This window comes from Kitasatospora sp. NPDC088861 (assembly GCF_044750105.1).
Taxonomy (GTDB): Bacteria; Actinomycetota; Actinomycetes; order Streptomycetales; family Streptomycetaceae; genus Kitasatospora.
In genome coordinates, this window is the sequence record NZ_JBIVJF010000006.1 from 196,687 (window position 1) to 209,552 (window position 12,866).

Below are 12,866 nucleotides of genomic sequence, written 5' to 3' on the forward strand. Positions count from 1 at the left end.
CCGACACAGCGGCGGCCCCGGCCTCAGCGGACGGCGCTGGAGACCGATGCGGAGACGACGAGGGCACATCCACGGCGCATGAGGGCCGAGAACGCCGCTGACCAGCGTCAACCACCGAAGGCCAGTTCCGCTGGCCAGTTCCGCTTCGAGCGCCAAGAGCAGAAGGTCACGGGGCTCGCACGGAGGGATCAGCTCGCTGCGCACCCGGGCGCACGAGGCGTTGTCATAGGGGCTTGGCAGGATGCTCCCATGCTCGCCATCCGTCCTGACCAACACCGCGACGACCGGTCCGGTCCTCCCGACCTCCGGGGTGACTTCGAGGTGCACCTGACCGTGGAGCCCGGCGCCGCCGAGGCGCTGGCCGGGTGGGCCGACGGTCACGGCCTGAAGTTCACCCACATCCTGCTGGCGCGCGGTGCGGCGCCCTCGCAGCCGATGCTCACCCTGCGCGCCAACGGCTCGTTGGACGAGGTCACTGCGGCGACGTCCCACACCACGGGCCGGCTGGTTCGGGCCGGGTTCACGGTCCTGCGGACGAAGATCGAGGCCACGCCGTGGGCCGAGGGCGTTCCGGTCTCGGACGAGGACGCCGTACCGCACGGGGCGCGCCGGTACTTCGAGCACCACGTCAAGCTGCTGCTTCCGGGCCCGCTTCCCACGGCCGGCCTCACCGACCCCGCCCGCCTCGCGGACCTCGCCGAGTTGGCCGTCCGCCACGGTGCGCACCTGTCGCACAACCCGCGCCGGATACGCGACGACGGCCGGCGCGAGTGGTTCGTGACCCAGCGGTGCCGCCTGGTCGGCCTGAGCACCGCGGGCCGTCGGCTGGAGGCGCTGCTCCGGGGCCTTGCCGCCGGCGGTCGCGAGGTGGTGTCGGTGGAGCGCGAGTTCGTCGCCGTGGACAGCGCCGAGGCCCTGGACGAGGGATGGATCAGCGAGCACGAGCAGAAGCACGAACGCGAACACGAACAGAGGCACGAGCACGAGCACCGTGCCGGACCGTACGGAGAGGGAGACCCGCGATGACCGAGGACCAGCCCCAGTCACCAGTGGCCTGGGAGGAACTGACATACGGGCCGTGGCAGGGTGTCCTGCTTCCCCGGCAGCCACCGCCGGAGGACGTCCGCGAGGACCGGGGCCTGCCCAGGAGCGTCCGGCCGATCGACGACGAGGCGGTGAGCCAGCAGCCGGTCTTCGACCCCGCCCTCGCCGGGTACACCCGGGCCCTGCGGCCCAGTGAACCCGCCTTCACCGACCCTCAGCTCGCCCAACTGTGGCTTGCCGCGCGGCGCGAGGCGCTGAACACCGTGCTGTCCGCCGTCGCCGGCTCGCAGTGGGCCGAGCACCTGGTCCTGCGCGGGAGCGTCCTGCTGCGGGCCTGGTACGGCGAGCAGGCGCGGGAGCCGGGGGACCTGGACTTCGTGGTCCGTCCGACGGACTGGCAGCTGGAGGACGAGCGCACGGACCGCATGTTCGAGGAGCTCGCCGCCGACGCAGAACGGCTCTCGGGCGCGGTGCGGCTGCACGCGGACCAAGCGGTCAGCGACGAGATCTGGACGTACAGCAGGATTCCCGGGCGTCGGCTCGTCCTGCCGTGGTCGGCACCCGGCGTTCCGGGCGGGACCGTCCAGTTGGACTTCGTCTTCACCGAACACCTGCCCGTCCCACCGGAGTCCTACCAGCTCCCCGGCGTCACGGGCCGGTTGTTCGCCGCCACGCCACAGCTCTCCCTCGCGTGGAAGATCCTCTGGCTGGCCTCGGACAACCACCCCCAGGGCAAGGACCTCTACGACGCGATCCTGCTCTCGCGCACCGACGAGGTGCCCTACGACCTGCTGCGGCAGGTCTTCACCCAGTCCGACGAGACCTGGTCGCGCTGCCCGCTCCTCCCGGAGCAGATCGCCGGACTCTACGTCGACTGGGACGAATTCGCCAAGGACTACCCGCAGTTCGCCGGACCCCTGGAGGAGTACCCTGCGCAGCTGCTCGCCGGGCTCCACGCGACCTTCACCGACCACGGCGAGTACGCACTGCGCGCCCAGTGGCTGGCCCCGCTGATCGAGGAACTGCGGGAGGTGCTGGCGCGCGAGGGCATGGACGAGGTCCAGCAACGGATGTCCCGGCGGTACATGGCCCCGGACGACTCCCTGGTGATCATCCGCGAACTGCTCGGCGGCGGCCTCGGGGGCAACCTCGGCGGCAACCTCGAAGACGCCCGCCGCGCCGTCGCCGCCCGCCTCGGCGACAAACCGGACCGGATGACCCGCATGCTGGCGGAGGCCGCCGCCCGCTACGCCGCCGAGCTCGCCGACGACCAACCGGCGGACGGCACCCACAACTGACACCGACCCGGGCAGTACCCGGCGCCGGAAGAGGAACCCGACCACCGAAAACCCAACTCGCCGACCGACCGTGGCCCGGTCGGTCGGTCAGTCAGTCGGTCAGTCAGTCGGTCGGTCAGTCAGTCAGTCAGTCAGTCGGCCAATCGGCGAGCCGGGGAACGGGAGGTTCAACGCGCCAGCAGCTCCCGGATCGCCTCCGCGATCTCGTCGGGCGCCTCCTCGGCCATGAAGTGCCCCGCTCGGGTCAGCCGGTGGTCGAGGTCCGGCGCCCACGCCTTCCACACCGCGGCCGCGTCGTAGCCCAGCTGCGCGCCCCAGTCCTGCTGGACGACCGTCACGGGCATGGCCAGCTGCGACCCCGCGTCCAGGTCCGCTCGGTCGTGCGTGACGTCGATGCCCGCCGAGGCCCGGTAGTCCGCGACGATCGACGTCACCGCCGCCGCGCTCGCCCGCAGGTACTCGGCACGGACATCCTCGGGAACGGCGGTCGCGTCATTGGCCCAGGAGTCGAGGAACGAGCCGAAGAACGCGTCCGCGCTGTTGGCGATCATCGCCTCCGGCAGGCCCGGCGGCTGCGCCATCAGGAAGAGGTGGTAGCCGACCGCCGCCGGGACGCCGTGCAGGACGTTCCACATGTCGAGGGTCGGCACGACGTCGAGGATGCCCAGGTGCGTGACGGTCTCAGGGTGGTCCAGCCCCGCCCGGAAGGCGACCAGGGCGCCCCGGTCGTGGCCGACGAGGGCGAAGCGCTCGTGGCCGAGGGCGGCCGCCAAGTTCACGACGTCGGCGGCCATGGTGCGCTTGGCGTACACCTCGGGGTCGGTGGCCGCCGGCTTGTCGCTGGCGCCGTAGCCCCGCAGGTCAGGGCAGATCACCGTGTGTTCGTCGGCGAGCCGCTCGGCAACGTGCCGCCACATCAGGTGGGTCTGGGGGAAACCGTGCAACAGCACGACCGGGCTGCCGCTGCCGCCGACGGCGGCAGCCAGCTCCACCCCGTCCGCGCCGGGCAGGCGGACGTGATCGAAGCCGGGAATGGTGAGCGTCATGAAGGGCCGTCCTTGTCGGTCGGGGGCTGACCGGACCAGCCTGGGCGACGGCGATCAGCAACGGATCAGTACCGGCCGCCAGTACCGGCCGCCAGTACCGGCCGCCAGTACGTGCCGGTCACTACGGACCGGTCGCTACAGACCGGTCGCTACAGACCGATCAGCAGCCGATCAGTTCGGTCAAGCGCAGCCGACCCCCGACACGGAGGATAGGGGCATACGAATCGACGTGCTCGGTGCCGTGCGGGCCCTCCGCGACGACGGCAGCCCGATCGACCTGGGCGGCCCCCGCCATCGTGAGGTGCTCGCCCGGCTCGTCGCCGCCGAGGGGCGGATGGTCACCACCGACACCCTCGTCGACGACCTGTGGACCGATCCACCGGCCCGCGCCGTGGGCGCTCTGCGTACGTTCGTCGCCGCGCTGCGCCGTGCCCTCGAACCCGACCGGCCGCCGCGCGATCCGCCGCGCGTCATCATCACCGAAGGGCCCGGCTACGCGTTGCGCCTGCCGCGCGAGGACGTGGACGTCCACCGGTTCCAGGACACCCTGGCCCGAGCCCGGCGTCGCCCTGACACGGTGACCGGCCCCGACGCGATGCCCGGTCTCGACACGGTGGCCCACCCCGACACGGTGGCCCACCCCGACACAGCTACCGCCCCCGACACGCTGGCCGACCTCAGCGCGGCGCTCAAGGACTGGCGCGGACCCGCGTACGCCGATGTGACCGGCGCCGCATGGGCGCAGCGCGAGCGGACCCGGCTGGAGGAATTGCGGCTGGAGGGGGTGGAACTGCGCGCCCGCCTCCTCCTCGACTCCGGTGAAGGGGCCGGTCTCGTCGCCGAACTGGGCGCCCACGTCGCCGAACAGCCGTGGCGCGAGCCGGCCTGGGGGCTGCTGGCCCGCGCGCTGTACCGCGCGGGCCGCCAGGCCGACGCGCTGGCCACCCTCCGCCGAGCCCGCGCGATGCTCGTCGATCAACTCGGACTCGACCCTGGCGCCGAACTCCGGCGTCTGGAGACGGACATCCTCAACGGGGCCGCGCCCCTCGAAGGCGCCCGTACCGGGTGGAGCGGCCCCGGCGTCCGACTCGGCCCGCGCACCACCGTGGATCTGGCCCGCACCCTCGCACTGGCGGGTGGCGACGCGCTCGTCCACTCGCGACGCGACCGCCTCGCCGCCGTTCAGGCCGCGGAACGCACGGGAGACCTCCTCCTGACCGCCCGGATCATCGGCGCCTACGACGTGCCCGCCGTCTGGAGCCGGGCCGACGACCCCGAGCAGTCCCGCGCGGTCGTCGCGGCTGCCGAACGCACGCTCACCGCGCTCGGCCCCGACGGCCCCGCCGACTTGTCGGCCCGCCTCCTGGCTACGGTCGCCGTCGAGAGCCGCAGCGCCGACCTGTCCACGGCCGAACTGGGCCGCGGACAGCAGGCGGCACAACAGGCGGAGGCGCTGGCGCGGGGCCTGGCCGATCCCGCCCTGCTGGTCTTCGCCCTCAACGGGGTGTTCCTGCAGTCCTTCACCCGCCCCGGGCTCGCGGCGGTACGGGACGGGATCGGCGCCGAGATCCTCGACCTGGCCGCCCGGCACGAGCTGCCGAACTTCGGCGTACTCGGCCGACTCGTCCGCCTCCAGTCCGCCTCGGCCCTCGGAGACCTCGACGCCGCGGCCTCGCACGCCGAAGCTGCCAACCGACTCGCCGCCACCACCGAGGCGCCCCTCGTCCCCGTCCTCACCGGGTGGTTCCGGGCCCGGGCCACGGCCGCCCGCAGCACCGAACCCGGCGGGCCGACCGCCGCCACGGCCGCAGCACACTACCGGGCCGCCGAGAACGCCCTCCAGCGGGCCGGAATGCCGGGGCTGCACCGCGGCCTGTTCGCGCTCGCCCTCCTCGGGCTGCGCCTGCTGCACGACCGGCCCGCACCCACCGACCCGCACCTCGACTGGGGCCCGTACCGGGCTTGGGCGCGCCCCCTCGTGCTGCTCGCCCAGGACCGGGTCGAGGAGGCCCGTACCGCGCTCGCCGCGGTGCCCGATCCCGCGCGCGACCACATGCAGGAGGCCATGTGGTGCCTGACCGCCCGCGCCGCCGTTCGCCTCGGCGAGCCCGGTATCGCCGCACGCGCCGGGGCTTTCCTGCGCGGTGCCCGTGCGGAGCATGCCGGCGCCGCCAGTGGAATGCTGACGCTGGGCCCGGTGGCGCGGTACCTGGCGGAGGCGGAGGCATGCGCCGGAGCGGGGTAGGCGATGCTGCCCGGGTACACCGCGCCCCGGCCGGCACCTCGCCGTCTACCGAGCCGGGCCCGGTGCCGCCCGGCCTACCCCGCGGTCCTGATCACGCACAGGCGGCGGGTGGCACGGGTGAGGGCGACGTACAGGTCGCGTTCGCCGGCCGGGCGGGCGGCGGTGATCTGGTCGGGGTCGACGACGAGGACGGCGTCGAACTCCAGGCCGCGCGCCTCGGAGGCGGGGACGAGGCGGACGTGTCCGGGCAGGCCGGCGGCTTCCAGTTCCGGCAGGCGGGCGTCCGCGCAGACCACGGCGAGGAGGTCGCCGTGGTGGGCGGCCGTCTGGGCGCGCAGTTCGGCCAGGACGGCGGCGGCGAGGCCGTGGGCCGGGGCGGTGAGGGTGCGCGGGGGTTCGCCGTGGCGGATGGCGCGGGCGCGGGCCTGGCCGGGGGCGATGCGGGCGAGCAGGTCGGTGGTGGCGGCGAGGATCTCCTGCGTGGTGCGGTAGCTGACGGTCAGGGTGTGCAGGTCGAAGCGGCTCCCGGTGTGCGGGTGGAGGGCCTCGTGCCAGTCGCGGGCCTGGGCGGCGGGGCCGGCCTGGGCGAAGTCGCCGACGACGGTCATCGATCGGGTGGGGCAGCGGCGCAGCACGGCGCGCCACTGCATCGCGGTGAGTTCCTGGGCCTCGTCGACGACGACGTGGCCCCAACTGCGCTGCGGGGGGCCGTCGAGCAGGGCGGCGGCCTCGTCCAGCAGCGGCAGGTCGGCGTCGGTCCACGGGGCGTCGGGGGCGCGCAGCAGGCGGGCGCGCTGGTCGTCGGAGAGGTGGGGCAGGTGGGCGGTGAGGGCTGCGGGGTCGGTGAGCAGGGCGCGGACGGCGTCGTGCGGGGTGAGGGCGGGCCAGTGGGTGTCGAGGACGCGGTCGAGGTGCGGGTCGTCCAGCAGGGCCGCTCGGACGGCCTCGGCGTCGAAGGTGCCGTCGGTACCCGCGGTGTCGCCGGTACCCACGGTGCCGTCGATACCCGGGGCGTCGCCGGTACCCGCGGCGTCGTGGGCACGTGAGCCGTCGAGACCGAGCCGGCGCAGATCGGCGGCGGCGACGCGGTCGAGGTTGAGGCCGGTGAGCTGGGCGACCTCGGCGTCGAGCTGGTCGAGGGTGTCGGCGGTGTCGCGTTCGAGGGCGCGGGTGAGGGCGTCGGCCAGCAGGTCCTTGAACAGGTCGCGGGCCCGGTTGTGGGCGAGGCCGTCGGCGGTGGCTGCGCGGGCGGCGGCGGCGAGGTCGGACTGCGGCAGGTGCACCTCCTCCTGGCCGACCCGTATGGCCAGGCCGTCCTCCGCCGGGGCCTGGTGGGCGCGGACCACGGCGGCCAGGGCGTCGGCGAGGGCGGGGTCGCCCTTGAGGCGGGCGGTCTGCGGCTCCTCGGGCGCCGCCGGGCCGGGGGTGGCGGGGGCGAGGTCGGCGCAGGTCGCCAGGGCGACGTCGTTCTCGCCGAGCGAGGGCAGCACCTGACAGATGTAGTCCAGGAAGCGGGTGTTGGGGCCCAGGACGAGGACACCGCGTTCGGCGGCGCGCGGGAAGGCGTACAGCACGTAGGCGGCGCGGTGCAGGGCCACCACCGTCTTGCCGGTGCCGGGGCCGCCCTGTACGACCGTCACCCCCCGGTGGCGGGAGCGGACGATCGCGTCCTGCTCGGCCTGGAGGGTGGCGACCGCGGCGCCCATGCGTCCGGTGCGCCGGGCCGACAGGGCCTCCAGCAGCGGGCCGTCGCCGATCACGTCCTCACGGGTGGGGTCGGAGCCGTCCAGCAGTTCGTCGCTGACGGCGGCGACGGTGCGGCCGTCCAGACGCAGGTGGCGCCGGCGTCGCAGGCCCATCGGGTGGACGGGCGTGGCCTCGTAGAAGGGCCTGGCGGCCTCGGCCCGCCAGTCCACCAGCAGCGGCAGTTCGTCCGCCTCGGTGTGCAGGCCCAGGCGCCCGATCCGCAGCGTGGTGCCGTCGGCGGTGTCGAGACGGCCGAACACCAGCCCGTGGCCGGCGCCTTCCAGGCGGCGTACTTCCCCGGCCCACCGCGCGGCCGCCACGTCCCGCTCGTACACGGCCCCGGCGCCGTCGGCGGGCGCGGCGAGGGTACGGGCCAGTTCGACGCGCGTCTGCTCCAGGCGCCGGTCGTACTCGGCGCACACGGCCCCCACCTGCACGTTTTCCGCCTGCACCTGGCACTCGGCACGGTCATCGCTGTACGGCACGACGGGCCTCCTCTCGGGTTCGGGCCGTCACTATGCGGGGGCGGGCGGGGGAAAGTAAAAGTTGACGAACGTACCGCCGTTGCGCCCTCTGCCCCACGCTTCCCCAACTCTCGTCCTGTGCACCGAATCTGACGAAACATCAGCCAGAGGCGTACGAGTGGTCGCCGAGGACGTCGAGGCCGCAGGTCAGCGGCCGGCGGCGGCGCACGACGGAACCGGCACGCCATAGGCCTTCCCTATAGCGTCTGCTGACACTTCGTCTTTGCCTCTCGCTCTTTTCCGGCCGTACCGTGAAACAGCTCGACGAGGCACCCACCACGATTTCCCTGAAGTATTCGCGCTCCCTGAGGAATTCGCACCCTGCGCGCCTGGTCGATTCCCATTCCGTCGAGCGGACGAACACCCGGACGAACACCCGGACGAACACGCGGACGAACACGCGATCGAGAGGACCAAGGAAATGACCACGACCCAAAACGGACCAGGCACGCAGGAACTCGCAGGCAAGCGGGCCCTGGTCACGGGTGGTTCTCGCGGAATCGGAGCAGCCATCGTGCGCCAACTCCTGGACGCGGGCGCCAAGGTGCTCACGACCGCCAGGTCGGCGACGGGCACCGTCCCGGAGGGGGCCGCCTTCGTGGCGGCCGACGTGCGAACGCGGGCCGGCGCGGAGGCGCTCGCCACGGCCGCGCAGGAGGTGCTCGGCGGGGTGGACATCCTGGTCCACAACGTGGGCGGGGCGCAGCCGCACCACGGCGCCCTGGCCATCCCCGACGAGGAGTGGCAGAACGCGCTGGACCTGAACTTCCTGGCGTCGGTGCGGCTGGACGCGCTGCTGGCACCGGGGATGCGGGAACGGCGTTCGGGGGCGATCGTGCACGTCTCCTCGGCCGCCGTCCCCACCGTGGCACCGCCGTTCCTGCACTACGTGGCCGCGAAGGCGGCGCTGGAGGCCTACAGCCGGGGGCTGGCCGCCGAGCTGGCCCCGCACGGGATCCGGGTCAACACCGTGTCTCCCGGCCGAACCGCCACCCCCGGCGGCGAAGCGACGCGCGAGCAGTGGGCACGCCTGGACGCGGGGCCGGGCCAGGACACCACGACTCCCCCGCTGGGACGCGACGGCCGACCCGACGACATCGCCCACGCGGTCCTGTTCCTCCTGTCCGGCCGGGCGAGCTGGCTGACGGGGAGCAACCTCGTCGTGGACGGCGGCGAATTCCCCAGGGGCTGACGGCAACGCACAGCGGCCCCGGCTGGCGGCCTCGTTCGGCCGGCACGGCTACCTTGATCACATCGGCGGCCGACAGCAGGGCGTCCGATGCCGACCAGGTCGGCGAGCCCGGAAGAATCCAGATCCGAGACACCGAGGAACCAGAGATGCGTACCCTGATCAGCACCGCCTTCATCTCGCTCGACGGCGTTGTGGAAGGCCCGGGCGGGGAGCCCGGCTACCGGAACTCCGGCTGGACCTTCAAGGACATCGAGTTCCTTCCCGAGGCCTTCGAGATCAAGGGGCGGGAGCAGCAGGAGGCCACCGCGATGCTGCTGGGGCGGGTCAGCTACGAGGCGTTCAGCCAGGTGTGGCCCGACATGGCGGACTTCGCCGACTACAAGGTGATGCCGAAGTACGTCGTCTCCACCACCCTCACCGAGGACGACCTGGTGTCGAACTGGGGCGAGACCACGATCCTGCGCTCACTCGACGAGGTTGCCGCGCTGAAGCAGACCGAGGGCGGCCCGATCATCGTGCACGGCAGTGCGACCCTGAACCAGGCCCTCTCCGACGCCGGTCTGGTCGACCGCTACCACCTGCTCGTCTTCCCGCTCCTGCTCGGCGCGGGCAAGCGCCTGTTCAGCACCACGGACAAGGACACCCAGAAGCTGACGCTCGTCGAGCACGAGGTCTACCCCAACGGTCTACAGAAGCAGGTCTTCGACGTCGTCCGCTGACGTTCCCCGCAGACCCGGAAAGCCCTCGCGCCAACGACTGCGCGGGGGCTACAGGTCCGCGAGCCAGGGATGCCCCGGGTGTACGCAGGCGAGCAGTTCGGCCAGGGTCCCGCGCTGGGCCGGGGTCATCAGCGGAACGGTCGTGTCGAAGTCCGCCTGGTCCTTCCGGCGGAGGTGCTTGGCCTTGAACAGCAGGACCAGCTCGGGCGCCAGGTACGGGATGCCGCCTGCCGTGTGGCGGATGATGTCGCCGTAGGGAAAGCGGATCCTCTCATCGCGCCGGCAGATCCAGACGTCGCCGTCGTGCGGTTCGCGGAACACATCGAGCAGGTAGTCACCGGTGGCCGGATCGCGCAGCCAGGTCTGATGGGTGGCGGCCAGCACCCCCGGTGCGGCGTCCTCCCAGATCCGGCCGCTGCCCGCCGCGTCGAAGACGTACCCGGGGAAGCGACTGCGGACCTCGGGAAGGCTCGCGGCCGGAATCGCGATCTCGATGTCCCCGTGCGCACGCGCCTGCCCGCCCCGGAAGAGGTCCAGCGCCCATCCCGCGGCCACACACCACGGCGTGCCGACCCCCGCCAACCGCCGCGCGACCTCGTCCGGCCTCCAGCACGACGACCACCTGTCGTCGAGGGCCGCGACCTCGTCGGCTGACAGCTCGATCCCACCGCCGGGCAGTTGCTCGCTCACGCGAGGAATCTACCAACAGGCCCGCAGGGCCGTGGCCGAGATCGGTACGCCCGGGCACGCCTCAGGGGACGGCCTCCACGGACTCGCCCGGCGGGTGGTGCAACCGGTGCAGGCCGGCGTAGGCGGAGCTGCGGAGGAGGAGCTCGGTGTGGGTGCCGTGGGCGACGATCCGGCCCTGGTCGAGCAGGACGATCTGGTCGGCGTCGCGGACGGTCAGCAGATTGTGCGAAATGATGATCGTCGTGCGATCGGCCATGAGCAGGCGCAACGGGCCCATGATCCGTTGGCTCGACTCCGCGTCCAGGGCCGTGGTGGGCTCGTCGAGGATGAGGACGGGGGCGTCCCGGACCATCGCGCGGGCGATCGCGAGGCGCTGACGCTGGCCGCCGGAGAGCAGCCGGCCGCGCTGGCCGACCAGGGTGTCGTAGCCGTCCGGGAGCCGGGTGATGAACTCGTGGGCGTCCGCCGCCCGGGCCGCCGCCAGGATCTCGGCCTCACTCGCCTCGGGGCGCCCGTAGGCGATGTTCTCCCGGACGGTGCCGTGGAAGACCAGGGTCTCCTGGAGCACCACCGCGACGTTCTCGCGCAGGTCGGTGAGGGCGAGGTCGCGCAGGTCGAGGCCGTCGAGCCGCACCGCGCCGTCGTCCGGGTCGTAGAAGCGCAACAGCAGCTTGGCGACGGTGGACTTGCCCGCGCCGCTGGCGCCGACCAGGGCCAGCGTCTCCCCCGGCGCCACCTCGAAGGACACCTCCGACAGTGCGGGCGCCTCCACGTCCGGGTAACGGAAGGTGACGTCGTCGAACTCGATCCCGCCCCGGGCGCGGCCGAGCGGCCGGGGGGTGGCGGGATCGGTCACCTGTGGACGCTGGTCGAGCAGTTCGATGATCCGCTCGGCGGCGGCGGAGGCCGCGTAGAAGGTGTTGCCGAGCCCGGACATGCTCTGGATCGGGCCGTAGAGCCTGCTCAGCAGGGTGAGGAAGACGATGAGGCCACCGAAGGTGAGCCGGCCGTGCACGAGTTCCCAGGCCCCGAGGCCCATCACCACCAGGCCGCCGAGCAGTTCGACGAAGTCGACCGTCGGCCCGTAGAGCGCTCCGATCCTGGTCGAGGCCATCGCCGCGTGGTACCGGCCGATGCTCTCGCGCTGGAATCGGGCGTGCTCCCAGTCCTGGCGGTTGTACGCCTGGACGAGCGCGATGTTGCCGAGCGACTCCTCGGCGACCGCGCTGATCGAGCCGCTGCGCCGGCGGCGTTCGCGCGAGGCCGCCCGGATCAGCTTCGCGAAGCGGCGGGCGGTGAGGAAGAACAGTGGCGCGGCGACCAGCGCGACCAGGGTCAGGTCCCAGCGCAGCACCAGCAGCAGGCCGACGTAGATGCCGAGCCGCGCCACCTGGCCGAGCGCGTTGACGATGCCGGAGAGCAGGAAGGTCTCGACCGCGTCCACGTCGCCGGTCACCCGGGACAGCACGTCGCCGAGCCGCCGGCGCTCGAAGAAGCCCAGCGACAGGCCCTGGATGTGCCGGAACACGTCCGACCGCAGGATGAGCAGGAAGCGTTCGCTGACCCAGGTGGAGATCACCCGGCGGGCGAAGCCCAGTACTCCGGAGAGCAGGGTCAGCCCCGCATAGGCGAGGGCGATCGGCAGGAACAGGTTCAGCCGGTGCGGAATGAGCATGTCGTCGATGACGATCTTGAACAGCCAGATCTCCATCGCCTCGATCGCCGGGCCCACCGCGACCAGGGCCAGCAGCACCACCAGCCACCGGCGGCCACCCTTGGTGTAGGGCCAGAAGCGCCGGAAGATCGCCATGAGCGGGACCGGCGGTGCCGCGGCGACCACATCGGAGGTCTCGGCGACCGTGAGCAAGCGTCGCAGAGCCGACCGAAGGCTGTGTTTCCTCGTCATCTCACGGTCTTCTCGCTCGTCCCCGAGCCCAGATCACTTCCGGATTGAGAGGAACTCCCGATCAAAGAGGCCCTGCTCCGGGAATGGAAGGTCTCCACACGCACGGCCGGCGCGGGCCCGCGTGGGGTCGCTCCCGGCCGACACGGCAAAGCCGGGCACACGTGCCCGGCCCGCTCTCACAGGGAAGCGATCCTTACCACCGGCCTCCGTAGCCGCCTCCGTAGCCGCCGCGGTCGCCTCCGTAGCCGCCGTAGCCGCCACGGTCGCCGCCGAAGTCGTCACGGAAGTCGTCGTAGCCGCCGTAGCCGCCACGGTCGTCACCGAAGTCGCCGTAGTCGCCACCGCGACCACCGCCGCCCCAGTCGTCACGGAACCGACCGAAGGACTGGAACTGTCCGAGGAATGACATGAGCAACCTTCTTTCGAAGTCCCCCTCGCTCCATCGTCATCCTCACC

The 12,866-nt window shown here is 72.6% G+C and carries 10 protein-coding genes; 5 read left to right on the top strand and 5 right to left on the bottom strand.

All coding sequences use genetic code 11. The annotated features are described in order from the left end of the window. The first annotated feature begins 249 nt into the window (after positions 1-249). Positions 250-1,026: a hypothetical protein gene (locus ACIP37_RS14115; RefSeq protein ID WP_363627701.1), complete on the top strand. Its 777-nt coding sequence runs from the start codon at positions 250-252 to the stop codon at positions 1,024-1,026. Further along, complete coding sequence (locus tag ACIP37_RS14120) at positions 1,023-2,342, top strand: nucleotidyl transferase AbiEii/AbiGii toxin family protein (protein WP_363627700.1); 1,320 nt, start codon at positions 1,023-1,025, stop codon at positions 2,340-2,342. The genes ACIP37_RS14115 and ACIP37_RS14120 overlap by 4 nt, the downstream gene beginning before the upstream one ends. Before the next feature lie 167 nt (positions 2,343-2,509). Here ACIP37_RS14120 and ACIP37_RS14125 read toward each other — a convergent pair whose 3' ends face one another. Next, positions 2,510-3,388 (bottom strand): alpha/beta hydrolase, encoded by an 879-nt coding sequence (locus ACIP37_RS14125; protein ID WP_363584298.1) that lies wholly within the window; start codon positions 3,386-3,388, stop codon positions 2,510-2,512. Positions 3,389-3,605: 217 nt separating this feature from the next. Here ACIP37_RS14125 and ACIP37_RS14130 point away from each other — a divergent pair, with 217 nt between their 5' ends. Further along, positions 3,606-5,633: an AfsR/SARP family transcriptional regulator gene (locus tag ACIP37_RS14130; RefSeq protein WP_363627790.1), complete on the top strand. Its 2,028-nt coding sequence runs from the start codon at positions 3,606-3,608 to the stop codon at positions 5,631-5,633. 74 nt (positions 5,634-5,707) lie between these two features. On the opposite strand, the gene ACIP37_RS14135 is transcribed toward ACIP37_RS14130, so the two are convergent. Further along, entirely contained in the window at positions 5,708-7,864 is a 2,157-nt protein-coding gene (locus ACIP37_RS14135; RefSeq protein ID WP_400806741.1) for a HelD family protein, read from the bottom strand. Between the two features lie 460 nt (positions 7,865-8,324). On the opposite strand from ACIP37_RS14135, the gene ACIP37_RS14140 reads away from it, so the two are divergent. Both ACIP37_RS14140 and ACIP37_RS14145 read left to right on the top strand, forming a co-directional pair. After that, the gene (locus ACIP37_RS14140) at positions 8,325-9,095 is read left to right on the top strand and encodes an oxidoreductase (RefSeq protein WP_363627698.1); all 771 of its coding nucleotides are present in this window, start codon (positions 8,325-8,327) and stop codon (positions 9,093-9,095) included. Positions 9,096-9,241: 146 nt separating this feature from the next. Then, positions 9,242-9,814, top strand: coding sequence for a dihydrofolate reductase family protein (locus ACIP37_RS14145; RefSeq protein ID WP_363627697.1), 573 nt, complete (start codon positions 9,242-9,244; stop codon positions 9,812-9,814). 48 nt (positions 9,815-9,862) lie between these two features. Here ACIP37_RS14145 and ACIP37_RS14150 read toward each other — a convergent pair whose 3' ends face one another. From ACIP37_RS14150 to ACIP37_RS14160, 3 genes are all read right to left on the bottom strand, one after another. Beyond that, positions 9,863-10,504, bottom strand: a complete 642-nt coding sequence (locus tag ACIP37_RS14150; RefSeq protein ID WP_363584288.1) for a nucleotidyltransferase domain-containing protein — start codon at positions 10,502-10,504, stop codon at positions 9,863-9,865. Positions 10,505-10,565: 61 nt separating this feature from the next. Then, on the bottom strand, positions 10,566-12,410 hold the full coding sequence (locus ACIP37_RS14155) for an ABC transporter ATP-binding protein (RefSeq protein ID WP_400806738.1): 1,845 nt from the start codon (positions 12,408-12,410) through the stop codon (positions 10,566-10,568). A gap of 193 nt (positions 12,411-12,603) precedes the next feature. Further along, complete coding sequence (locus ACIP37_RS14160) at positions 12,604-12,819, bottom strand: hypothetical protein (protein ID WP_363627695.1); 216 nt, start codon at positions 12,817-12,819, stop codon at positions 12,604-12,606. Positions 12,820-12,866: the final 47 nt, after the last annotated feature.

Excerpts from the sequence above, each read along its gene's own strand:
- ACIP37_RS14115 (WP_363627701.1), top strand. The coding sequence starts at position 250 with ATGCTCGCCATCCGTCCTGACCAACACCGCGACGACCGGTCCGGTCCT.
- ACIP37_RS14120 (WP_363627700.1), top strand. The coding sequence starts at position 1,023 with ATGACCGAGGACCAGCCCCAGTCACCAGTGGCCTGGGAGGAACTGACA.
- ACIP37_RS14125 (WP_363584298.1), bottom strand. The coding sequence starts at position 3,388 with ATGACGCTCACCATTCCCGGCTTCGATCACGTCCGCCTGCCCGGCGCG.
- ACIP37_RS14140 (WP_363627698.1), top strand. The coding sequence starts at position 8,325 with ATGACCACGACCCAAAACGGACCAGGCACGCAGGAACTCGCAGGCAAG.
- ACIP37_RS14145 (WP_363627697.1), top strand. The coding sequence starts at position 9,242 with ATGCGTACCCTGATCAGCACCGCCTTCATCTCGCTCGACGGCGTTGTG.
- ACIP37_RS14155 (WP_400806738.1), bottom strand. The coding sequence starts at position 12,410 with ATGACGAGGAAACACAGCCTTCGGTCGGCTCTGCGACGCTTGCTCACG.
- ACIP37_RS14160 (WP_363627695.1), bottom strand. The coding sequence starts at position 12,819 with ATGTCATTCCTCGGACAGTTCCAGTCCTTCGGTCGGTTCCGTGACGAC.